Raw genomic sequence first — 20394 nt, 5'->3', positions numbered from 1 at the left:
GGCCCCGGTCGCCCGGCTCACCCTCAACCCGACCAGCGGCACCACACCGCTACCGGTGACCGCCGACGCATCCGCCTCCAGCGACCCACAAGGCCAGAACCTGACCTACGCCTTCGACTTCGGCGACGGCACCACCGTGCCCGCCCAAGCCGGCCCCACCGCCACCCACACCTACACCACCACCGGCACCTTCACGACCACCGTCACCGTCACCAACACCTCCGGGCAAGCCTCCACCGCCCAGCAAACCGTCACGACAACCGCACCGGTGACCGCCGACGCATCCGCCTCCAGCGACCCACAAGGCCAGAACCTGACCTACGCCTTCGACTTCGGCGACGGCACCACCGTGCCCGCCCAAGCCAGCCCCACCGCCACCCACACCTACACCACCACCGGCACCTTCACGACCACCGTCACCGTCACCAACACCTCCGGGCAAGCCTCCACCGCCCAGCAAACCGTCACGACAACCGCACAGCCCGCGTACGTCGCGACGCTGGGTACCAGCTCAGCCACCACGACAAAGAGCTCGGGAACCGTGACCGTGAGTCCCGTCGCTGGCGTGGGCCGAGGGGATCTGGTGGTGATCACACTTCAGATCGCGGCCAAGTCGACGACCGGAGCCGTGGCGGCCACCGACACGGCGGGCAACACTTACACGGTCGCCCGTGATGTGCCGGTGAGCGGCGGTCGACTCCTGGTCCTGACGGGGCTGGCCACCAAGCCGCTCGCCACAGGAGCGAAGATCACGGCAACCTTCCCCGGATCGAGCACCTATCAGATGGTGGCCGACGAGCTCGCCGGCGTGACCCGCGTGGACCGCACGGCTGCAGCCACCGGCACGAGCACCAACTACGCCTCCGGGCTGACGGCCACGACCACGGCACCCCGCGAAGTCGTCTTCGGCGCCGTGGCCACGTTCACGAGGGCCACCACCCCCACATGGACCACCTCGTGGACCGCCCTCACCGCCCAGGCAGTGTCCAAGGCGAGCCTCGGAAGGGCCTACCAGCTCCCCACCTCAGTGGGCACCTTCACTGCAGACGGCACCATCGCCGGCACCTGGGCCGCGCTCGTGATCACGTTCAAACCGTAGAGCCACCGGCTAACCGAGGCCTACACGCGGTCAACGACATCCCCGGTCATCGGCGCCAGCTGCTGATCGGCGGCCGTGACAACCTTCAAGGGATGCCCCTTGGCCAACACGGCCTGGTCCCAGTCACTCCCCCGAGAGTCTGCGCGAGGTGACCCGCACGACAAACAGCCCCCGTGCTCCTTTCCCACCCCGGAGCCTGACCTTCTCTGCCACAACGACCTCACATCGTGGAACCTCATCATCGACGAGGATCGGCTGGTCTTCATCGATTGGGACGGCGCCGGGCCTTCGACACGAGGGTGGGATCTGGCCTACGCAGCCATCTCCGTCGGCCACCTGTTCCCGGGCTCACCGGTCCGCGACTGCGCCGCTCGGCTGCGCGCGTTCCTCGAGGGATGAGACACCACTCCCCCATGCCCCGTACGTGTGGCGAAGACGGTGCTCTCGGCATACGCGATGCGAACTCCGTCGCCGCGTGTGCGGCGTAGATACGCTGGCGTGTCGCTTCGTCAGCGAGTGCCCATGCGACCGACACCGACTACGGCGCACTGAACGTCAGGTCGAACGCCGCAACGGTCTTGGGCGCCTTGCGCTGCCTCTTCAAGGCGTCGATATATGCGGTCCGCTCGGCGCCCGGGAAGTCGACGATGAACCGGTCCGGGGGCGATTCCATCTACGGCTCGACGAGCAACGCAGCGACACCGTCGAGTACGACCTTCAGCCCGGAGTCGAACTCGTCGCCGTAGTCGTAGCCCGGCTTGAGGACGTGCTCGACCGTCATCTCGAAGAGGTAGGGAAACTCGGCGGCGGGAAACGTCTCCATGATCGCCCCAGTCATGGCGGCCAGCTCCGACTCATCTCGGAAGGGGAGGTTCACCTCCTGGAGCACGAAGCCGTGCACGTAGCTGTCGACCACGGAGATCGCATGGGCAGCCTGCAGGACGGAGAACCCATCCTCGCGGAAGCACCGGATCCCCGTCTCCAGGAGCCCCAGGGTGGCCGGCCCGGGGCTCGTCCTGGACGCCATCAGGCTCACGGCCCAGGGATGGCGGCGTAGGACCGCGCGGGTATTCACGGCACGCTCGCTGATCGCGGTCCGCCAGTCCGTGGATGGCATGGGGCGCTCGATCTCTCCCGCGACGGCCTCGACCAAGCCGTCCAGAATCTGGTTCTTGCCGTTGACGTGGTGGTAGAGCGAGGCCGCCTCGACGCCCAGCTCGCGTGCGAGCCGGCGCATCGTGACCGCTTCCAGGCCTTCGTCGTCCGCGATAGCGAGCGCGACCTGCAGCGTCCGTTCCGCGTTCAACGGTGCCCTGTTCGCGATTTCGGTCGGCCTACGGCCCATGGGTCCTGCCTCTCCTGGTGGCCCGTCGTCCGGGCTGCCGTCGCCGGAGCCCTCGACAATCTAACGCCGTTAGAGTAGCGTCCGAACTCCAATCTAACACCGTTAGGGACGAGTTTTCGAACCGCTCCTGACGCAATCGGAAGGGCACGCCATGACCACCATGCGCACCACCACCGCCCCGAGGTCCAGCGCGAGGGGTCCGCTGTCCAGGAGGCGGGTGGCGATGGCCGTCGGGATCCTGTTCGTCGTTCAGATGGTCACGGCCATGTTCGGCACGTCCTTGATCCAGGCGTTCATCGACGGCAACCCTGATCGGGCGCCGATGACGGTCGGCGTCGCGCTGATGTCTGTGTCCGGTTTGGCTGTCGTCGGGATCGGCCTGCTGATGTACCCGGTGCTGAAGCCGGTCAACCCGACCCTGGCCCTCTGGTACCCAGTCCTCAGGGTTGTCGAGTGCCTCGTCTCTGCAGCCTGCGGTGTCTACCTTCTGGCCGCGTCGGAGGCCTTCCCGAACCACCTGCTGTGGGTCTACGTCCCGACCGGCATCGGCGGCATCATCCTGTGCTTCCTGCTCGTCGTCGGCCGGCTGGTCCCGCGACCCATCGCCCTGCTGGGTCTCGTGGGCTACGCCGCGCTCACCATCGGAGTCCCCCTCGACCTCCTCGGCGTCCTCGACATGAGCGCGGGAGCCGGCATGCTCCTCGTTGTCCCCGGTGGGCTGTTCGAGCTGGTGTTCTTCCCGATCTGGCTGATCGCAAAGGGATTCAGGCCGCTGCCCGCCTCCGTAGACCTCAGCTCGCCGGCCTTGGTCACGGCGCCCTGACCGCCCGCTCACGGCCGGCTGAACAGCGCGGCCCTGACGCATCGAGCAGCGCAGGACGATTGCGCCGGTCGACGCAGGAAGTCTTCCTGCAGAGCTCGGGTCCGACGTCCTTCGCTGCTCGGCGCACGGTCGACCACACCACCGCCTGCAGGGCACCGTTTCGGCCCACGTCGGCTCGTCCGGCATGCTCGGCCACGCTGGTCAGGATTCAGATCTGCCGTCCGAGGCCGTTGCTGACCGTTAGGGCTCACCGTCTACTGACAGGGAACGAAGCCTCCGCGCGCTGCACGGCTTCGCGAGCCGGGGAGGCGAGAATGTCCCATGACGAGGTGAGTGCTGCTGCACGTCACCTCGTCGAGGAAGTGTGGAACAAGGGCAGCGTCGGCGAGGCCGTGGCGTTCCTCGCCCCGGGGTTCGTCAGCCACAACACCCTCGACGTGCGGATCGTAGGTCCCAGCGAGTATGGCGAGGCTGTCACCGCCTACCCGGGCGGCTTTTCCGGACTTCCACACCACGCTTGAGGACGAGTTGCTCGACGGTGACCGGGTGGTGGTCCGCCGCACTGATCGGCGCCCCATCGGTGAGACTTCGTGGGGCTCCCCGCCACGGGTCGCGAGGTCACGACCACCTGGATCGAGATCTTCCGCATCGAGGACGGAAAGGCCGCGGAGGGCTGGCTCGAGTCGGACTCCGCGACACTACGCAGCCAGCTCGTCGCCGAGCCGGGCTGACGGTGCGCCCGGCCCGGTTCTCCGAAGGTCAGAGCCAGACCCTCCCCCGACAAGCCCGCGGCCGGCACGCGGTCGGGCGTTTGACGTGCGTCCATCTTCGCCGGGACGCGTCCACCGACCGCTGATCGGTTCCGCGCCTCTAGTCTCACGTCCCCGATGCGTGCACGGCCATCACCGCGACGCGCATGTCGTCGTGATGGGTCCTGACGAGGACGTAGGTCATGTTCACGTGCTCGATGGCGCTGTCGTCGGCACGCCGGCGCACCAGTTCCTCGCCTCGCAACGCCGGCGACCCGTTCAGCACGGTGGTCTCGCCGACGAGTTCCACCGAGCGGACGAAACCCTCCGCCTGCAACTGTTTGACTTGGCTACCGACCACGGCGACCACCTCCTCCGCCGTGGCCATCTGGATGGCTGCGTCATCGAGCGTGATGGTGAGCGGGACTGAATACCACTGCAGGAGCTCTACGACATCGCGCTCACTGCGCGCCACGACCGCGAACTCCAGGTATTCGGCGAACCAGCGCTCCACAGTGGTGCCATCCACGGTCCGAGCCTAAGGGCTTGCGACTGCGGCACGAGCCCGGCACGAGCCCGGCACGAGCCCGGCACGAGCCCGGCCACGCGCGTCACATCGCCGTGTACCGAGCGTTGGATCACGAGCCAAACCGGAATGCGGCTTCTCACCCGCGGCATGGTGACCCGAAACGTAGCGCTAGCTCGGCGAGGCGTCGCGACGAGGATCTTCCCGGTCCAGATCAACCCGCATCGCTCACATTCGCGGTCAAGACCCGGGTGGACGCAGCCCACCCACTCGACCCAGGCCGGCGTCCTCGTCATGGCTCCCGGGTCGACTGGAAGCCCGATCACCAAGTGCCCGGACCTCGCTACCGCCGCAGGCCGGACAACTACTGCCCCTCGTCAGAGTGGCGTCCACAGCACCGCCACAACCGGCGAGCTGAACCTGGGCAGGACCCAACTGCCGCCCGGGACGAAGTGACCGGGGCGGAGGAGTTGAGTCCTTGGACGGTCATGGGCTAAAGGCCTGCGCGCCGCGCATACCGATGGGACAGTGGGCGGGGAGGTGTGCATGTCTCGGGTGGGCCTTGGCCAGCAACGTCGCGACGTGACGGCTGCGGTCCGGCGGCTCCTGGCCGACGAGGCGGCCGAGGTCGGCGACTGGGCCACCACCGAGCTCGCTCTCGGGGCGGCCAACAACCCGACATCCGGTGCCGCGACCCGACTCCGCGGGACCGCCACGACAAACGGGACCGACCGAGCGTGGTCGCTGGTTGCCAAGGTCGTCTGCCCCGACCCGCACGACCGGCAGACCCCTCAGTCCGTCATCTACTGGAGGCGCGAGGCCGACGTCGCGACCAGCGGCCTGCTGGAGCACGGCCGGGGCCTACGCGCTCCCCGGTGCCTGGGCGTTGTCGAAGCACACCCCGAGGCTGTCGTGATCCTGTTCGAGGACATCGGCGAGGTGTCGCACGTGTCGGGCTACGACGACGAGGAGTTCGCGGTCGCCGCGGCAGCGCTCGGCCGCTTCCAGGCGCACTACGTCCATGGCCCGCCGCTGACTGAGCGAGCATGGTTGACCGGCAACCTGGTCGGGCGGTTCCGGAACGCGTGCCTGCCCCAGCTCCAGGCCGTGCACGACCTGCTGTGGGACCGGCCCGCTCGCCGCAGACGCCTCGAGATCGCCATGGGCATCGACCCGGCTCCGCTCGTGGCTGCGCTGGATGACCCGACCCCCTTTGTCGAGGTTCTGGATTGGTTGCAACAGACGTTGTGCCACAACGACGCCCACGTGAACAACCTCGTCGTGCGGCGGTCCGCCGAGGGTGGTTGGGACGTGTGGGCCATCGACTGGCAGATGGTCGGCACCGGTCCACTTGGCAGCGACCTCGCCCAGCTGCTCGTCGAGGTGGCAGAGCCTGACCTGCCGCGCGTGGAGGCGATCGTGCTCGAGGCCTATCTCGCCGCCCTCCACGACGACGGCGTCAGGGTCGGGCGTGAGGCAGTGGAGTTCGCCTATGCCGCGAACGTGGCGCTGAGGCATGCTTCGTGGGTGCTCTACCTGCTGGGACTCTCCCTGGCCGAACTGCCACAGGGCGCATCGGACGAGGACGTCCTCATGGCCTGCCTGCCGGCTCTCGAGCACCCCGGGCTCGGGCACTGCGTCGCCATGCTCGAACGCGCCGACGCCCTCCGGCGCCGGCTGTCACGTAACCCTGGGCTGGAACCAGGCAGCGTGCGCGGTCGGCCGGAGCATCCCGAACCTGGCCACGACGATGGCGCGGCCGCTGATGCACTCTGACGGCGCGGAGGACCGGTGGTCGAAGCTGTCTCCTCTGGCTCAGGGTCGGCCTGGAGGGTGATGGGGGTTCCGGCGGGCACGTCGACGAGCACACCGTGGAGCCCGACCCGGTGCTGCTGCAGGAGAACCCGACGGCGGTGCCAGGCGGAGGGTGTTCCGTCGGCTATCGAGGTGCTTGACACGGCGGCGTGCCCGGGCTCGGGATCCTCCGGATCGAGGTCCGCCGCCGTGCACGGACGGTCATACTCGGGTTGTGGGAGGCGAGTCCGAGCGAGCCGACGAGCCGTTCGCTGGGCCGGTTGATCCGTCACGTGATACCAGGCGGCCGGTCACGAGCGACGATGGGTCAGGCACGCCAGCGAGGGACTTCGCCGACTACGTCGTGTCCTTTGTCTTTGTGACGTGGATCGCCCTGCGGTTGACGGAGGACCAGACCACGTCCTTATGGTCCGAATGGGTCCCCTACTTATGGGGACTGGGTTGGATTGTCCTCGGCTTCATCATGGTCCTCTCCAGGGAATCGGTCGGGCGGTGGCTGCGTCACCCGACCGTTCCACCAGCTTTACGGGTGCAGGGTGAACACGCGCGACCGGATCAGCTTGGCGAGCCCGTCATCAACGATGGCCCGGGTGCACCGGTCTTGCCACACACGGGCGACCGGGCGGACCCGGGACACGGGGAGGTGCGGTGGCCAAGGATGCTGCTCTGCCTTGCCCTGACCGCCCCGGTTCTCGCCGTGGGCCACCTTGAGATCGGTGAGCACATCGAGAACGAGTTCTGGTGGACTGCGCTTGCGGGTCTGTGGCTCAGCGTGGGCTTCATCGTGGTTCTCGAGCTGCTGTTGTTCCTCACGGGGCGCGTCGCATATCGGCTGAGGCATCCGACTCGGCGGGGTGCACAAGGGCCGAGGGCGGAGCCGTACGTTCCGAAGCACGCTGTGGAGGGCAACTCCGTCAGTATGGACGAGGACGGCCTCCGGTGGGTGAACCCCCGCCGCACATGGCGGAGGCGGATCCGCAAGAGCTGACGTGTTTGGACCCCACAACAGCATTGGCCCGTTCCGGGTTTAGTGGTGGAGGCTCAGAACTGACGTTTGACGGTAGCCGTCGCGGGGTTCTGTCGGTAGTGCTGGTCTTCGAGCTCGACGGGTGGGATGAGCCCGATCTCGCCGTGTAGGCGTCGGTGGTTGAACCAGTCGATGTACTCCGCGACCGCGATCTCGAGGTCATCGATGGGGCTGCGCCCCAGGTCCACGTGCGACTCGTCTACAGCGAGGATCGCCTGGCCTGTTGCGCCGGCCGGCAGGGGCCCTCCCGAGCAGTCAGCGCCGTTGCCAGGAACGCTCAGCATCGACGACCGTGCGCGAGAGGACCGCGGTGAGCAGCGATCCGATGCACAGTCCGACAACGAGGTTGATGATGCTGACGGCGACCCTGCTCGCAGTCGAGCCGTCTCGGGTGAACGGGAGAATCATGGCGCCCACCGTCGCCAGCCCGACGATCCAGGAGAAGAAGGACCGGGGCCTCGGCGTCGTCACCGACAGGAGATGGGCGAGGCCTGTCGCCGCGACCGCGGCCAGGAAGGCCGTCACGGCGTAGTTGAGTCCGAGCGAGTTGCTGACGTTCAGGACGACGGCCGTCTTCGCCAGGCTGGCGTCCAGCACGCCCTGGGCAAGAAGGACACCAATCCAGGCGGTCAGTGCGACCACCAACGCGGTGGCGAGGCCACCCGTCCAGAGGCGGCCCGCGTTGACGGAGACGTGTGAGGGGTCCCCCGGCACCACGTTCGGCCTGCTCATGATCGACCTTCAGTGCTCATGTCGCCCTCCGCAATCGCTGTGTCGAACCCGCACCCCATGAAACCGCGTCCGAGCCTCCCCGCGCCAGAGAACCGCCGGGCGGTACGCGTTAACCCTGCGGCACGTGGCCGTTCAGGTGAAAGTCCACCTCATGGCCCGATGGCCGGAGTCCGACGTGGATCGAATATCAGGGGCCAGCGCCCTGCCGGTGCTCCGAGGCGTTGCGGAGCGCGAGCAGCTGACACGCCGGTACGGCCTGACCGTTCCGATCGAAATGCGGTTCGACGAATACGGCGTGGACATACCGGAGAACCAGCTGCCGCGAGGCCACCTCGCCCTGCGCCTAACTGAGTTTCGTGAGCTTGCTGTCAGACGCGGGTGTCTCCATCGAGGAGATCGCCCGCCTCGTCGGCCATCGCGGCACAGTGGTGACGGAGGCGGTCTATCGCAAGCAGCTCCGGCCGGTCATCACAGAGGGCGCCGAGGCCATGGACCGCATCTTCGGCCAGAAGCCATGACAGACGTGCTCGCATCGCCGAGGCCACGATCTGGGATCGATCGTCACTCACTTGGTCACTCAGTCCGAGATCTGCCCGCCCGAACCCACACAACACGACAGCCCCTGACCAGCGTCTCCGCTGGTCAGGGGCCGTCTCGTGCTGGTGGGCGATACTGGGTTTGAACCAGTGACCTCTTCCGTGTCAAGGAAGCGCGCTACCGCTGCGCCAATCGCCCTTTGGGTGTTGCTGGTACTGCGTGGTGTCTCACCGAGGTGGAGACGGGATTTGAACCCGTGTACGCGGCTTTGCAGGCCGCTGCCTCGCCTCTCGGCCACTCCACCGTGGAAGGCAAGTGGATCTTTGCCTCCGAGCGGACGACCGGGCTCGAACCGGCGACCTCAACCTTGGCAAGGTTGCGCTCTACCAACTGAGCTACGTCCGCGGGAACACCAGCGGTGTAACTTCCCCGCTCGGTGCTTGGTAGACATTAGCCGATCGATCCACGAGATACAAAACCGGCCGTCGTCGGCACGATGCCAGCCCCTCAGCCCCGTCTCGCGGCCTGATCGGAGGCCTGATCGGAGGCCTGATCGGAGGCCTGATCCGGAGCCTCATCCGAGCCCCGAGCAGAGGCCCCGGTCGCGGTATCGATGACGTCCCTGGCCCCCTCCCCCACGCCGCGCTGGATGGCCGCCTTGATGGGTCCGTGGTCGCTGCTCACGTACTGCTGGTCACGCCCTCGGCGCCCGTGCGCCCCGACGTCGTCGGCCGGCACGTCGACGCCGTCGAACGTCGCGGGCGGGTCGGCATCCGCCGTCGACCCATCGCCACCCGCCTCCGGGTCCGGGCGAGAGATCAGCCCTCCCGCGCCCTCCATCGCCCAGTTGACCAGCCGGACGTCCGCGCCCTCGTGCAGGTCGACGGGCCACAGGACGCGGACCGCAGCGTTGAGGCCCGCGCCGATGAGGATCGCCACGGCCAGCGCGTACAGCCAGATGAGCAGCACGATGGGCGTGCTCAGCGGCCCGTAGATCGACGATCCGCCCATCGACGCCTCCACCGAGATCCGGACGACGTACGAGGCGCCGACCCAGATCGCCATGGCGAGCAGGGCGCCAGGCACGTCGCGCCGCCACGGGCTCCGTCGAGGCGTCGACACGTGGTACATCGACGCGAGCAGCAGCACGCTGAAGACGATGAGCGTCGGCCAGTAGAGCGCCTTGGTCACGGTCGCCGCCGCGTCCGGCAGCCACGAGGCGAGCAGCCCCGGCCCGAGCAGCATGAGGGGCAGCACGAGGATCGCGGCGAGGATGCCGAGCGTGTAGAGCAGCAGGCTGAAGGCGCGCATGTGCACGATGCCGCGAGCGTCCTTCTGCCCGTACATGATCGAGACGGTGTCGACGAAGACGTTGAGGGCCCGCGACCCCGACCACAGCGAGAGGATGAAGCCGACCGAGATGATGTCGACGCGCCCGCCCTTCAGCACGTCGTTGATGGTCGGCAGGAGCAGCTCGTTGATGCTCGACTCGGACAAGAAGCGCGAGGCGTAGACCTCGATGGCCGACACGACGCTGTTGATCGTGTCGGCACCGATCCAACCGCCGACGAAGCCGAGGCCACCGAAGAGCCCGAGGACGAGAGGCGGCAGGCTGAGCAGCATGAAGAAGGCGCCCTCCGCCGCGAGCCCGGTGACGCGGTAGCGCAGGCACACCCGGATCGTCTCCAGGGTCAGTCGCGCGAGCGGGACGCCCAACGGCACTCGCTCCAGCACTGCCCGCATCCTCGTCCGCACGCTCATCGTCTCCGAGGCTAACGGCGGAGCGACCACGCGTCGCACGCGTGACCGGCGCGACACGCGCCCGGCGGCTCGCGCCGGCCGGTCGGCGCCTAGTCTCGACGGGTGAGCACACACGAGGTGACCAACCAGGTGCCCCCTTTCGTCGGCGGTGACTTCCTTTCCGACGACGTCGCTCTGCGGGAGGCGGTGGAGCGCTGGGCCGGCACCGCGGCCATCTCGGACCTCGCCCCCCTCGGGGCCCTCGCCGGCACCCCGGAGGCACAGGAGCACGGGCGGCTGGCCGACACCAACCCACCGGTCCTGCGCACGCACGACGCGCGCGGCAACCGCGTCGACGAGGTCGACTTCCACCCGTCGTGGCACTGGCTCATGACCCAGTCCGTCGGCGCCGGCCTCACGGCCGAGCCGTGGACGTCGCCCGCCAACTCCGGCGCCCACGTGCGTCGCGCAGCCGGTTTCGTCCTCTGGTCACGTGTCGAGGCGGGACACGGCTGCCCCGTCTCGATGACGTATGCCGCCGGGTCGGCCCTGCGGCACGACGCCACCCTGGGTGCCCGCTGGCTCCCGGCCCTCGCGAGCCGCGACTACGACTTCGGCATCCGGCCCGTGTCGCAGAAGGCCGGGGCGATCTCGGGCATGGGCATGACGGAGAAGCAGGGCGGCTCGGACGTGCGCGCCAACACGACCCGAGCGGTCGCGACCCCGGGTGGGGCGCTGCCGGGCGAGACGTACCGGCTCACGGGCCACAAGTGGTTCTGCTCGGCCCCGATGAGCGACGTCTTCCTCGTGCTCGCCCAGGCGCCGGGCGGCCTCACCTGTTTCGTCGTGCCGCGCGCCCTCGACGACGGCACACGCAACCCCTTCGCCCTCCAACGCCTCAAGGACAAGCTCGGCAACCACTCCAACGCCTCGAGCGAGGTCGAGCTCGAGGGCACGTGGGGCAGCCGACTCGGCGACGAGGGCCGCGGGGTGCGCACCATCATCGACATGGTCGGGGCCACCCGCCTCGACTGCATCCTCGGCTCGACCGCGACGATGCGTGATGCGGTGGCCCGGGCCGTGCACCACGCCCGGCACCGGCGAGCATTCGGCACGCTGCTCGTCGACCAGCCCCTGATGCGCAACGTGCTGGCCGACCTCGCCCTCGAGGCGGAAGCCGCGACCGTCCTCGGCCTCCGCCTCGCCCACGCCGTCGACACCGGTGAGACCGAGCTCGCCCGGCTGGGCGTGGCGCTCGGCAAGTTCTGGGTGTGCAAGCGAACGGCGCCCATGGTGGCCGAGGCGCTCGAGTGCCTCGGCGGCAACGGCTACGTCGAGGAGAACGGTCTCGCGCGCCTCTACCGCGAGGCGCCCCTCAACTCGATCTGGGAGGGCTCGGGCAACGTCAACGCCCTCGACGTCATGCGTGCCGTGACACGTGAACCGACGACGCTCGAGGCCTTGACGAAGGAGCTGCACGAGGTCCGCGGGCAGAGCGCCGAGCTCGACGCCCACGTGGAGTCGTCTCTCGCGCAAGCTCGCTCACTCGATCCCACGTCGCCGGAGGCGTCGTTCGGTGCACGCGTCGTCGTCGAGCGCCTCGCCCTCGGCCTCCAGGCGAGCCTGCTCGTCCGACACTCCCCCGGCCCCGTCGCCGACGCCTTCGTCGCCAGCCGGATCGCGGGTCGACGCGGACACTCGTTCGGATCGCTCGACGTCGACCTCGCCGGCGCGGCGACGGCCGTCGTCGAACGAACGGGCTGACGAGGCAGGCGCTCACGCGAAACCAATTGGGCGGCATACGTCCTCGGGTCGACGCACGTCGAGCGCCGACGCTCGTCGCGTGCCTGGTGCGTCAGCTAGCCGACAGGCGTTTCTTCTCCGCCTCGACGTCGAAGTCGGCCTGCGGCCACTGGAGGTTCATCCCGCGCAGGGCCTCGAGGATCAGCTGCTGCACCGCGAGGCGCGCGTACCACTTGCGGTCCGACGGCACGACGTGCCAGGGCGCCCCGACCGTCGAGGTCTTGTCGAGGACGGCTTGGTACGCCTCCATGTAGTCGCCCCAGTGGCCGCGCTCGTCGACGTCGCCCGGGTTGTACTTGTAGTACTTGTCCGGACGGTCGAGGCGCTCCATGAGCCGCGCCTTCTGCTCCTCCTTCGAGATGTGCGTCATCACCTTGATGACGGTCGTGCCCGCGGCAATCACCTTGCGCTCGAAGGCGTTGATCTGCGCGTAGCGCTTGGACCACACGGCCTCGGGCACGACGTCGTGGACTCGCACGATGAGGACGTCCTCGTAGTGCGAGCGGTCGAAGACCCCGAGCTGGCCTGCGCCGGGCAGGGCCTTCTCGATGCGCCAGAGGAAGTCGTGCGCCAGCTCCTCCTTCGTCGGTGCCTTGAAGCCGGTCGCCTTGACGCCCTGCGGGTTGACGGAGATGACGTGACGCATGATGCCGCCCTTGCCCGAGGTGTCCATGCCCTGCACGACGAGCAGGAGTGACCGCTTCGAGCCCGTCGTGGACTCCGCGAACAGCCGCTCGAGCAGGTCGGACAGCTCGGCCTCGCAGGCCTTGAGCGCCGCTTTGCCCTCGAGCTTCTTCCCGGTGAAGCCGGGAGTCCCCGACGTGTCGACGTCGGCGAGGACGAAGCCCTTGCCGACGCGCAGGGCGTTGGCGACGTCCTGGATCTCCTCGACGGCCGCCTCCTCGTGCGCCGCGATGACCTCGTCCTCGGCGGCCTGAGCCTCGAGCTTGGCCGCCTTCTTGCTCGAGATCTTGCCGCCCCCCTTGCCCGACGACTTCCCTGACTTCTTGCTCTTGCCCTTCGCGCCCTTGCCCATGGCGTCATCCTGCCCGACCGGAGACCGGCGCGACGGGATGTGAGGTCACCGATCCGCGCGGCGAGACCGACCCTCGCCGATACTGGCCCCATGCGCCTGCTCCTGCCCGGTCACTCCGGACGTCCCGCCCTCTCCGACCTCGACGCGGCGGGGCTCTTCGGCGCCTATGCCGCACCGCAGGACCGCTGGGTGCGCTGCAACATGGTGACGAGCCTCGACGGCGCTGCGACGGGCGCGGACGGACGTTCGGGCTCGATCAACAACGACGCCGACCACGTCGTCTTCGAGGTGCTCCGAGCCCTGAGCCACGTCGTCGTGGTCGGGGCCGGGACGATCCGCGCCGAGGGCTATCCCCCGCTGTCCGTGGACGACCCACTCGTCGAGCTACGCCGTCACCAGGGCCTCCCCGACGCGCTGCCCCTCGTCGCCGTGAGCAACCGCGGGCACGTGCCTTCGACGCTGAGCGGCTGTCGGGACGGGCGGGCGCTCATGGCCGTTCCGGCCTCGGCGCCCGGACTCGACTCGGCGCGCCGTGACCTCGGCGAGGACAACGTCCTCGTCTGTGGTGACGAGTCGGTCGACGTCGCAGCCCTCGTGGAGGCGTTGCACCGCCGTGGATGGGACCAGGTGCTCACCGAGGGCGGGCCGAGCCTCCTCGGCTCCTTCCTCGCGGCCGGCCGGCTCGACGAGCTGTGCTTCACCATCGCCCCGCACGTCGTCGGCGGCGAGCACCCGCGGCCGGTCGGCCCCGAGGGCATTCCGGCTGACCTCGACCTCGAGGTGCTCGTCGCGCAGGACGCGACGCTGATGGGCCGCTGGTACGTCCGACGCTGACGACGGGGACGACGGGGGCTCAGCGACGCTCGTCGAACCCGTGGACGAAGTCGCGCAGCACGCGCTCCCAGCGGTCCGGGTCGTAGTTCCACTCTCGGCAGTGCCGAGCGGTGTCCCACCGCTCGAGGCGCACGAGGTCGGGCCGGCGACCCGCCAGGGCCACCGCGGGACCGATCGGCACGAAGTCGTCGCCGTCCGAGGCGATGACGAGCATGGGGGAACGGAGCTCGCCCGCGCGTGCGACCCAGTCGGTGCGGGCGACGTCGATCGGCTCGTGGACCCCGACGAGCCGGCGCGTGCGGCGTGAGCCCATGAGGTCGGTCGCGACCCGCACGAGCGGGCCCGGCACCCGGTGCAACCGGCCGTGGTGACGCAGCACCACGCCCCAGTCGATGACCGGGGAGTCGAGCGCCACGCCGACGACGTAGTCGGACAGCGGTGACCGGTCGAGCGCCTGGAGCACGATGGCGCCGCCCATCGACCACCCGAGAAGGAGGATGCGTCGGGCACCGTGCGACACGGCATACCCCATGGCCGCCTCGACGTCGCGCCACTCGGACAGGCCGAGGTTGTAGCGCCCGTCCGGGCCTCGCGGCGCGTCGCGGTCGTTGCGGTACGCCGTGACGAGGCTCGTCCACCCGGCCTCGCGCAGCACCGGTACGGCCCGGAGCGTCTCCTCCTTGCGTGCGCCGCGTCCGTGCACGAGCACGGCCCAGTCGGACCCGACCGAGCCGTCCTCCCGACGCACCACCCAGCCCGGCAGCGGACCGACGTCGGACAGGATGGCGACGTCCTCGTCGGGCAGGCCCAGGCTCACCGACGGCCGGTCCCAGAAGTAGTACTGGTTCCAGCGGGCGGGCCCGGTCTCGATCGCGCCCCGGTCGACGGCCACGAGTCGGCGCGTCACCGACTCCGGGTCCGCGTCGACGATCTCGCCGACCCGCGCGTGCCCAGCTCCCCCGTCGAGCCAGACGCCGTAGCGGCCGGGCACGACCGTCTCGGGAGTGACGGAGAAGGTGACGGTCCCGGCGTCGTGGCGCAGGATCTCGACGTCGTCGGGCTGCAGCTCGTCGGGCGTGATGACGCGGCGGGCGAAGTACGCAGCAGCAGCCACCGAGCCTCCGGCGGCGCCGAGCACCGAACCCGTGCCGGCGGCCGCGGCCACGAGCACCGGACGCGAGACGAGACGGCGCACCTGCACGGGCCCATCGTCGCAAACGACCCGCCCACGTCGTGGGAGGGCGTGCCGCCGCAGGGACGGTATGCGGACCAGACGTATCAAATCGGACGTTCGGGGCACCGTCCTTCGGGAGCCTCGGGGACCACGGGCGGCGAGCCGCACACCCCGATCGTTCCCCGGCCCGCCCGTCGGGCCGGTCGCGGTCGAGAGGTGCCGTTCGGGGTCACGGTCACCACCTGCCCGCCTCGGGGTGCGAGGACCTGCTCCGCGCGCCGCTTCTCACCGTCTCGTCCCACGAAAGGGGACACCCGTGTTCAGCACCATGCGCCGCGGCGCACTCAGCATCGCGGCAGCCGGGGCGCTCGTCGCCACGCCCGCCCTCGCGATGGGGGCCGGCGTCAGCCCGGCCACCTACGACGCGTCCGTCAACCCGGGCGACACCGTCCATCTCACCAAGACCGTCAGCACGCCGGAGATCCCGCCGAAGCCCGACATCGTCCTCGTCGTCGACGAGACCGGCAGCATGGGTCCGGCGATCGCCAACGTGAAGTCCGAGATGGGCTCGATCGTCTCCACGGTCCAGGGAGCCCAGCCGCAGGCCCAGTTCGCCATCGCGTCGTACAAGGACGTGGGCGACGGGGCGGAGTTCTTCCAAGTGGAGACCGGCCTGACGGGCAGCCAGGCCACGGCCCAGACCGCGATCGACAGCCTCTCGGCGTCCGGCGGCGGCGACACGCCCGAGGGCCAGATCAACGCCCTGTGGGAGGTCGGCTCCGGCGGCAACGCCATCGCGTTCCGTCCCGACTCCTCACGCATCGTCGTCTGGTTCGGTGACGCGAGCGGGCACGACCCGAGCGGCGGGCACAGCGAGGCCGACGCCACGGCGTCCCTGACGGGCGTCGGCGCCCAGGTCATCGCCATCAACGTCGAGTCCGGAGGCGCCGACGGCCTCAACGCCACCGGTCAGGCGCAGCGCATCGCGGCCGCCACGTCGGGGACGTTCTTCCCGAGCGTGACCCCGGGCAATGTCGCGAGCACGATCCTCGCCGGGTTGGGCAACCTGCCGGCCGAGGTCACGGCGAACGTCTCGTGCGCCACGGGTCTGTCGATCGCGTTCACGCCGTCGCTGCCCCAGACCGTCACGAGCGGCAGCGACGTCGTCCTCGACGAGGCGATCACCGTCGCCGCGGACGCCCCCCAGGGCTCGACGCTGACGTGCACGACGACCTTCCTCGTCAACGGCGCCGAGGCCGGGCCGGAGTTCGTCCAGACCGTCACGATCAAGGTCAACGACGTCACCCCGCCGACCGTTTCGTGCGGTCCCGGTGTCAACCCGGACGGCGTGACCCCGCCCGGCTACAAGAAGGCCGGCTTCTACCAGCTCCTCGCCGCCGACAACCTGCCGGGCACGACGGTGACGGTCTCCGACACCGCCACCGGTGCCACCTTCGGGCCGTACGGCCCCGGCACGTACATCAAGATGACGCAGGCGCTCGGCGCGACGCCGTCGTCGGTCCCCTTCGAGGGCATGGTCGACTGGCACGTCACCGTCCGTGGTGACCTGCTCGTCACGGCCACGGACGCCGCCGGCAACACGGCGACGGCCACCTGCACGGTCCCGCCGAACAAGAAGTAGTCCGGCACGCAGCGACCCTGCCCGGCCCGGACCATCCCGGGCCGAGCAGCACGAGGGCCCCGGCCACCCGCCGGGGCCCTCGTGGCACGCGCTCACCCGGCCCGTAAGACCTCGTAAGGACCACGCCGTCGCAGGGCGGGCACAAACCCGGGTGACGTGGCGTTGGTCTGGACATGAGCCACCACAACACCTCCGACAAGCCGTATGCCGTCCAGCGCACCGACGAGGAGTGGCGCGCCGCCCTGACGCCGGCCGAGTACAAGGTCCTGCGACAGGCCGGCACCGAGCCGGCCTTCCGGGGTGAGTACACCGACACCAAGACGCAGGGCGTCTACTCGTGCCGAGCCTGCGGCAGCGAGCTCTTCCGCAGCGACACGAAGTTCGAGTCGCACTGCGGCTGGCCGTCCTTCTACTCCCCGCTCGCCGGGGACACGGTCGAGTACATCGAGGACCGCGCGTTCGGCATGAAGCGCGTCGAGGTCCGGTGTGCCAACTGCGGCTCGCACCTCGGGCACGTCTTCGAGGGCGAGGGCTACGACACCCCGACCGACCAGCGCTACTGCATCAACTCCATCTCGCTGCGCCTCCAGCCGGACGAGGGACCGTCGCAGTCCTGAGCGCCTAGATTCGTCCCATGGTCGACGACGGCGACATCCGCATCGGCAGCGCCGAACGCGACGAGGCGCTGGCGGCGCTCGCCGAGCACCACGCCGCGGGCCGGCTCGACGCGAACGAGTACGAGGACCGGCGGGGCCGGGCCACCGACGCCGTCGTGCGCCGGGACCTGACCTCGCTCTTCGTCGACCTGCCCGAGCCCCGTCCGCGGCTCACGCCGGCGCGCCGGGGTGCCGTGTCCCGCCCGTCGGCGCCCCACCAGGGGCCACGCGGCACGGTGGCACGCGTCCTGCTGAGCCTCGCCCCCTTCATCGCGCTCGCCGCATTCCTGCGCACCGAGTCGTGGCTGGTGTTCCTGCTCATCCCGGTCATCGCGGCGATCGCCAAGGCGATCGACGACTGAGCCCCCGCCTGCACGTGCAGGCGGGGGTTCGGTGGTGTGCGCGGGCGTCGCCGGGGTCAGCGCAGGTTGGCGACGAGCTGGGCCGGCTCGACCTTGGGCCCGGTGAAGAACGGGATCTCCTCGCGCACGTGCATCCGGGCGCGCGACGCGCGCAGCTCGCGCATGAGGTCGACGATGCGGTGCAGCTCGTCGGCCTCGAAGGCGAGCAACCACTCGTAGTCTCCGAGGGCGAACGAGGCGATGGTGTTGGCCCGCACGTCCGGGAAGTCGCGTGCCATCTGCCCGTGCTCGCGAAGCAGGTCGCGACGCTCGGCGTCCTCGAGGAGGTACCACTCGTAGGAGCGGACGAACGGGTAGACGCAGACGTACTTGCGGGCGACCTCGTCGGCCATGAAGGCGGGGACGTGGCTCTTGTTGAACTCGGCCGGGCGGTGCAGCGCGGCGTTGCTCCAGACCGGCTCGAGGTGCGCGCCGAGCTCGGTACGCAGCAGGCGGTGGTAGGCCGACTGGAGCTGCTCGATCGTCTCGGCGTGCCACCACACCATGAAGTCGGCGTCGCCGCGCAGCCCCGCGACGTCGTAGAGGCCCCGGACCACGACCCCCTCGCCGGCGATCTCCTCGAGGAACGCCTCGAGGTCCGCCGTGACGGCGTCGCGGTCGTCGCCGACCGGCGTGACGGTGCTGAACACCGACCACATGCAGTATCGGATGGTGTCGTTGATCTCCCGCATCTCGGCCGGGGTCAGGCGCTCGCTCATGGCCCCATCATCCCAAGCGGCTCGGACCCCGACGTCAGCGGGTCAGGACCGACCGGATCGACCGTGCAGCCGCGCGGCCGGACGCGATGCAGGCCGGGATGCCGACACCGTCGTATGCCGCCCCGCACAGCGAGAGCCCTGGCGGCAGCTCGCGTGTGGGTGCGAGACGCGAACGGTGCCCGACGGCATACTGCGGCAGTCCCCCACCCCAGCGCTGCACGTGCGCGTCGACGGGGCCGGGCACGCCGGGACCGAGCACCGTCCGGAGGTCGGCGAGGGCCACGGCCACGAGCTCGTCGTCGGAGCGCTGGAGCGCGACCTCCTCGCGGTGGCGGCCGATGGACGCGCGCAGGAACGTCCGCTCGGGGTGTGCGGCGGCGAGCCAGGGCCACTTGACCGAGCTGAACGTCGACGCCTTGATCGTCAGCGGCTCCGTGGGCGGGACGAGGAAGCCGCTGCCGTCGAGGACGGCCGGTGCGGCACCCTCGAGGGCGAACGTCACGATGGCCATCGACGCGTACTCGACGGTCGCGAGCGCCGCTGCGGCCTCGGGTGCGACCTCGCGCAGGAGGCGCGAGGCGGGCGCTGCGGGGGCGGCGAGCACGACGGCGTCGAAGCGCTCCTCGACGACGTCGGTCGTGGGACCTGTCGACACGACCCACCCGTCGCCGTCGCGGCGCAGCCCGCGGGCCACCGCGCCACGGCGCACGCGGACACCCGCGGCTACGAGCTCGCGCTCGAGCACCTCGGGCAGCGTCCCGAGGCCGCCGACGAGAGAGGCGAAGACCGGGCGACCGGCCATCGGTCCGCTCGCCGCCACCTCGGCCGCGGCACGGGCCACGTCGAGCAGTGGTCGACCCTCGTGCGCGGCGGCCGCGAGGACCGGGACGGCCTGCTCGGCGGAGATCTCGCGGGCGTGCCCGGCGTACACACCGGCCAGGAGGGGCTCGACGAGGCGGTCCGTCACGGCGCGGCCCAGGCGGGCGTCGACGAGGTCGCCCACCGAGACGTCACCGACGACGGGGCCGTCGACCTGCTCGTGCGCCAGGCGCTGCACCTCGTCGTCGCTGAGCAGCCCCCGCACCGACTCCGGGTCGGCCGGCACGCCCATCACCGTGCCGCGGGGCATCGGCCAACGCCGGCCCCTCGACACGATCGACGCGCCCACGGGGCCGGGATGCGTGGTCAGGTCCGCGACGCCGAGCTCCTCGATGAGGGCGAGGGCCTCGGGGCGACGAGCCAGCACCGACTCGGCGCCGACGTCGATGCGCGCCCCGCCGACGTCCTCGAGGCGCAGCTTCCCACCGAGCCGGTCTGAGCCCTCGAGGACCGTGACGGAGACGTCGGCGCCCGGGCGACTGAGCTCCCAGGCGGCCGCCAGCCCGCTGATCCCACCGCCGATGACCGCGACCGTCCTGCCCATGGCGCCACTCTCCCATCCCGGCTCCGGCGGTGTGGCCGGGCCCCGACCGATGAGGACATGTTGGGCGCATGAGCACGCCCGCGCCGGCGCCCTGACGCTCCACTTCCCGCTGCCCGTCTCGGCCAGGACCGGACCGTCGCCGTCATGACCCGGCTGCCGCTCGTCGACCGGCACGACGGCTCGCGCTGCGAGCTCGTCGACCGCCACTCGTTCGTCCTCGACCGGGTCGGAGCGGCGCAACGATCGGGTCCGGCTGCGTGTCTCTGGTGACAAGGGACGTCGCCACGCACACCGTGCGCACCACAGCACCACC

General features: G+C 70.1%; 23 protein-coding genes and 3 tRNA genes. 14 read left to right on the top strand and 12 right to left on the bottom strand.

Annotated features, from left to right (window positions below):
• On the top strand, window positions 1–1099 hold a 1099-nt coding region (locus tag ASE25_RS10880), incomplete at its 5' end, for a PKD domain-containing protein (RefSeq protein ID WP_235508634.1).
• Between the two features lie 75 nt (window positions 1100–1174).
• The gene (locus tag ASE25_RS23650) at window positions 1175–1498 is read left to right on the top strand and encodes a phosphotransferase (protein WP_082622810.1); all 324 of its coding nucleotides are present in this window, start codon (window positions 1175–1177) and stop codon (window positions 1496–1498) included.
• 274 nt (window positions 1499–1772) lie between these two features.
• Here the strand turns inward: ASE25_RS23650 and ASE25_RS10870 are convergent, their stop codons facing one another.
• Window positions 1773–2444 (bottom strand): TetR/AcrR family transcriptional regulator, encoded by a 672-nt coding sequence (locus ASE25_RS10870; protein ID WP_056825286.1) that lies wholly within the window; start codon window positions 2442–2444, stop codon window positions 1773–1775.
• A gap of 151 nt (window positions 2445–2595) precedes the next feature.
• Between ASE25_RS10870 and ASE25_RS10865 the strand changes: the two genes are divergently transcribed.
• The 3 genes from ASE25_RS10865 to ASE25_RS22355 all read left to right on the top strand — a co-directional run bounded on the left by ASE25_RS10865 (window position 2596) and on the right by ASE25_RS22355 (window position 3998).
• The gene (locus ASE25_RS10865) at window positions 2596–3267 is read left to right on the top strand and encodes a DUF4386 domain-containing protein (RefSeq protein ID WP_056825285.1); all 672 of its coding nucleotides are present in this window, start codon (window positions 2596–2598) and stop codon (window positions 3265–3267) included.
• 314 nt (window positions 3268–3581) lie between these two features.
• Window positions 3582–3788, top strand: coding sequence for a hypothetical protein (locus ASE25_RS10860; RefSeq protein WP_056825283.1), 207 nt, complete (start codon window positions 3582–3584; stop codon window positions 3786–3788).
• 69 nt (window positions 3789–3857) lie between these two features.
• Window positions 3858–3998, top strand: coding sequence for an ester cyclase (locus ASE25_RS22355; protein WP_082619872.1), 141 nt, complete (start codon window positions 3858–3860; stop codon window positions 3996–3998).
• A gap of 145 nt (window positions 3999–4143) precedes the next feature.
• Here ASE25_RS22355 and ASE25_RS10855 read toward each other — a convergent pair whose 3' ends face one another.
• Window positions 4144–4545 carry a hypothetical protein gene (locus ASE25_RS10855; RefSeq protein WP_157623385.1) on the bottom strand — a complete coding sequence of 134 codons (402 nt, stop codon included), beginning with the start codon at window positions 4543–4545 and terminating at the stop codon, window positions 4144–4146.
• Window positions 4546–5070: 525 nt separating this feature from the next.
• Between ASE25_RS10855 and ASE25_RS10850 the strand changes: the two genes are divergently transcribed.
• Together ASE25_RS10850 and ASE25_RS10845 are read left to right on the top strand one after the other, a co-directional pair.
• Window positions 5071–6318 carry a phosphotransferase gene (locus ASE25_RS10850; protein WP_056825279.1) on the top strand — a complete coding sequence of 416 codons (1248 nt, stop codon included), beginning with the start codon at window positions 5071–5073 and terminating at the stop codon, window positions 6316–6318.
• Between the two features lie 253 nt (window positions 6319–6571).
• Window positions 6572–7345, top strand: a complete 774-nt coding sequence (locus ASE25_RS10845; protein ID WP_056825278.1) for a hypothetical protein — start codon at window positions 6572–6574, stop codon at window positions 7343–7345.
• A 53-nt stretch (window positions 7346–7398) separates the two neighbouring features.
• Here ASE25_RS10845 and ASE25_RS23060 read toward each other — a convergent pair whose 3' ends face one another.
• Window positions 7399–7572: an IS3 family transposase gene (locus ASE25_RS23060; protein WP_162260603.1), complete on the bottom strand. Its 174-nt coding sequence runs from the start codon at window positions 7570–7572 to the stop codon at window positions 7399–7401.
• Window positions 7573–7639: 67 nt separating this feature from the next.
• The gene (locus ASE25_RS10835) at window positions 7640–8116 is read right to left on the bottom strand and encodes a DUF6069 family protein (protein ID WP_056825276.1); all 477 of its coding nucleotides are present in this window, start codon (window positions 8114–8116) and stop codon (window positions 7640–7642) included.
• A gap of 356 nt (window positions 8117–8472) precedes the next feature.
• Here ASE25_RS10835 and ASE25_RS22350 point away from each other — a divergent pair, with 356 nt between their 5' ends.
• Complete coding sequence (locus tag ASE25_RS22350; protein WP_200959057.1) at window positions 8473–8634, top strand: hypothetical protein; 162 nt, start codon at window positions 8473–8475, stop codon at window positions 8632–8634.
• A gap of 142 nt (window positions 8635–8776) precedes the next feature.
• Here ASE25_RS22350 and ASE25_RS10830 read toward each other — a convergent pair.
• From ASE25_RS10830 to ASE25_RS10815, 4 genes are all read right to left on the bottom strand, one after another.
• Window positions 8777–8851 (bottom strand) — tRNA-Val (locus ASE25_RS10830).
• Between the two features lie 35 nt (window positions 8852–8886).
• Window positions 8887–8957: transfer RNA gene (locus ASE25_RS10825), tRNA-Cys, on the bottom strand.
• Window positions 8958–8985: 28 nt separating this feature from the next.
• Window positions 8986–9058 (bottom strand) — tRNA-Gly (locus tag ASE25_RS10820).
• A 102-nt stretch (window positions 9059–9160) separates the two neighbouring features.
• Window positions 9161–10414, bottom strand: a complete 1254-nt coding sequence (locus tag ASE25_RS10815; RefSeq protein ID WP_235508632.1) for a YihY/virulence factor BrkB family protein — start codon at window positions 10412–10414, stop codon at window positions 9161–9163.
• A gap of 102 nt (window positions 10415–10516) precedes the next feature.
• Between ASE25_RS10815 and ASE25_RS10810 the strand changes: the two genes are divergently transcribed.
• Window positions 10517–12157, top strand: coding sequence for an acyl-CoA dehydrogenase family protein (locus ASE25_RS10810; RefSeq protein WP_056825271.1), 1641 nt, complete (start codon window positions 10517–10519; stop codon window positions 12155–12157).
• A gap of 91 nt (window positions 12158–12248) precedes the next feature.
• Here the strand turns inward: ASE25_RS10810 and ASE25_RS10805 are convergent, their stop codons facing one another.
• Complete coding sequence (locus ASE25_RS10805) at window positions 12249–13232, bottom strand: polyphosphate kinase 2 family protein (protein WP_056825269.1); 984 nt, start codon at window positions 13230–13232, stop codon at window positions 12249–12251.
• Between the two features lie 90 nt (window positions 13233–13322).
• On the opposite strand from ASE25_RS10805, the gene ASE25_RS10800 reads away from it, so the two are divergent.
• Window positions 13323–14066: a dihydrofolate reductase family protein gene (locus ASE25_RS10800; protein WP_056777433.1), complete on the top strand. Its 744-nt coding sequence runs from the start codon at window positions 13323–13325 to the stop codon at window positions 14064–14066.
• A 19-nt stretch (window positions 14067–14085) separates the two neighbouring features.
• Here the strand turns inward: ASE25_RS10800 and ASE25_RS10795 are convergent, their stop codons facing one another.
• Window positions 14086–15267: a S9 family peptidase gene (locus ASE25_RS10795; RefSeq protein WP_056825267.1), complete on the bottom strand. Its 1182-nt coding sequence runs from the start codon at window positions 15265–15267 to the stop codon at window positions 14086–14088.
• 289 nt (window positions 15268–15556) lie between these two features.
• Between ASE25_RS10795 and ASE25_RS10790 the strand changes: the two genes are divergently transcribed.
• From ASE25_RS10790 to ASE25_RS10780, 3 genes are all read left to right on the top strand, one after another.
• Entirely contained in the window at window positions 15557–16882 is a 1326-nt protein-coding gene (locus ASE25_RS10790) for a vWA domain-containing protein (protein ID WP_056825266.1), read from the top strand.
• 173 nt (window positions 16883–17055) lie between these two features.
• Window positions 17056–17499, top strand: coding sequence for a peptide-methionine (R)-S-oxide reductase MsrB (gene msrB, locus ASE25_RS10785; RefSeq protein ID WP_020145578.1), 444 nt, complete (start codon window positions 17056–17058; stop codon window positions 17497–17499).
• Window positions 17500–17516: 17 nt separating this feature from the next.
• Entirely contained in the window at window positions 17517–17900 is a 384-nt protein-coding gene (locus tag ASE25_RS10780) for a DUF1707 domain-containing protein (RefSeq protein WP_056825263.1), read from the top strand.
• A gap of 56 nt (window positions 17901–17956) precedes the next feature.
• Here the strand turns inward: ASE25_RS10780 and hemQ are convergent, their stop codons facing one another.
• Window positions 17957–18658: a hydrogen peroxide-dependent heme synthase gene (gene hemQ / locus ASE25_RS10775; protein WP_056825261.1), complete on the bottom strand. Its 702-nt coding sequence runs from the start codon at window positions 18656–18658 to the stop codon at window positions 17957–17959.
• A gap of 34 nt (window positions 18659–18692) precedes the next feature.
• Window positions 18693–20081: a protoporphyrinogen oxidase gene (gene hemG / locus ASE25_RS10770; protein WP_056825259.1), complete on the bottom strand. Its 1389-nt coding sequence runs from the start codon at window positions 20079–20081 to the stop codon at window positions 18693–18695.
• Window positions 20082–20225: 144 nt separating this feature from the next.
• On the opposite strand from hemG, the gene ASE25_RS23645 reads away from it, so the two are divergent.
• On the top strand, window positions 20226–20351 hold the full coding sequence (locus ASE25_RS23645) for a hypothetical protein (protein ID WP_255358398.1): 126 nt from the start codon (window positions 20226–20228) through the stop codon (window positions 20349–20351).
• The last annotated feature ends 43 nt before the right edge of the window (window positions 20352–20394 follow it).

The sequence above is a fragment of the Terrabacter sp. Root85 genome, from assembly GCF_001429185.1.
In the GTDB taxonomy this organism is placed as follows: domain Bacteria; phylum Actinomycetota; class Actinomycetes; order Actinomycetales; family Dermatophilaceae; genus Terrabacter.
The sequence above is the reverse complement of the archived record's forward strand: the minus strand, read 5'-3'. Positions and strand labels throughout refer to the sequence as shown.

Coding starts and splice junctions, on each gene's coding strand:
- ASE25_RS10870 (WP_056825286.1), bottom strand. CDS start 2,444: ATGGGCCGTAGGCCGACCGAAATCGCGAACAGGGCACCGTTGAACGCG.
- ASE25_RS10865 (WP_056825285.1), top strand. CDS start 2,596: ATGACCACCATGCGCACCACCACCGCCCCGAGGTCCAGCGCGAGGGGT.
- ASE25_RS10860 (WP_056825283.1), top strand. CDS start 3,582: ATGTCCCATGACGAGGTGAGTGCTGCTGCACGTCACCTCGTCGAGGAA.
- ASE25_RS10835 (WP_056825276.1), bottom strand. CDS start 8,116: ATGAGCAGGCCGAACGTGGTGCCGGGGGACCCCTCACACGTCTCCGTC.
- ASE25_RS10815 (WP_235508632.1), bottom strand. CDS start 10,414: ATGAGCGTGCGGACGAGGATGCGGGCAGTGCTGGAGCGAGTGCCGTTG.
- ASE25_RS10805 (WP_056825269.1), bottom strand. CDS start 13,232: ATGGGCAAGGGCGCGAAGGGCAAGAGCAAGAAGTCAGGGAAGTCGTCG.
- ASE25_RS10800 (WP_056777433.1), top strand. CDS start 13,323: ATGCGCCTGCTCCTGCCCGGTCACTCCGGACGTCCCGCCCTCTCCGAC.
- msrB (WP_020145578.1), top strand. CDS start 17,056: ATGAGCCACCACAACACCTCCGACAAGCCGTATGCCGTCCAGCGCACC.
- ASE25_RS10780 (WP_056825263.1), top strand. CDS start 17,517: ATGGTCGACGACGGCGACATCCGCATCGGCAGCGCCGAACGCGACGAG.
- hemQ (WP_056825261.1), bottom strand. CDS start 18,658: ATGAGCGAGCGCCTGACCCCGGCCGAGATGCGGGAGATCAACGACACC.
- hemG (WP_056825259.1), bottom strand. CDS start 20,081: ATGGGCAGGACGGTCGCGGTCATCGGCGGTGGGATCAGCGGGCTGGCG.
- ASE25_RS23645 (WP_255358398.1), top strand. CDS start 20,226: ATGACCCGGCTGCCGCTCGTCGACCGGCACGACGGCTCGCGCTGCGAG.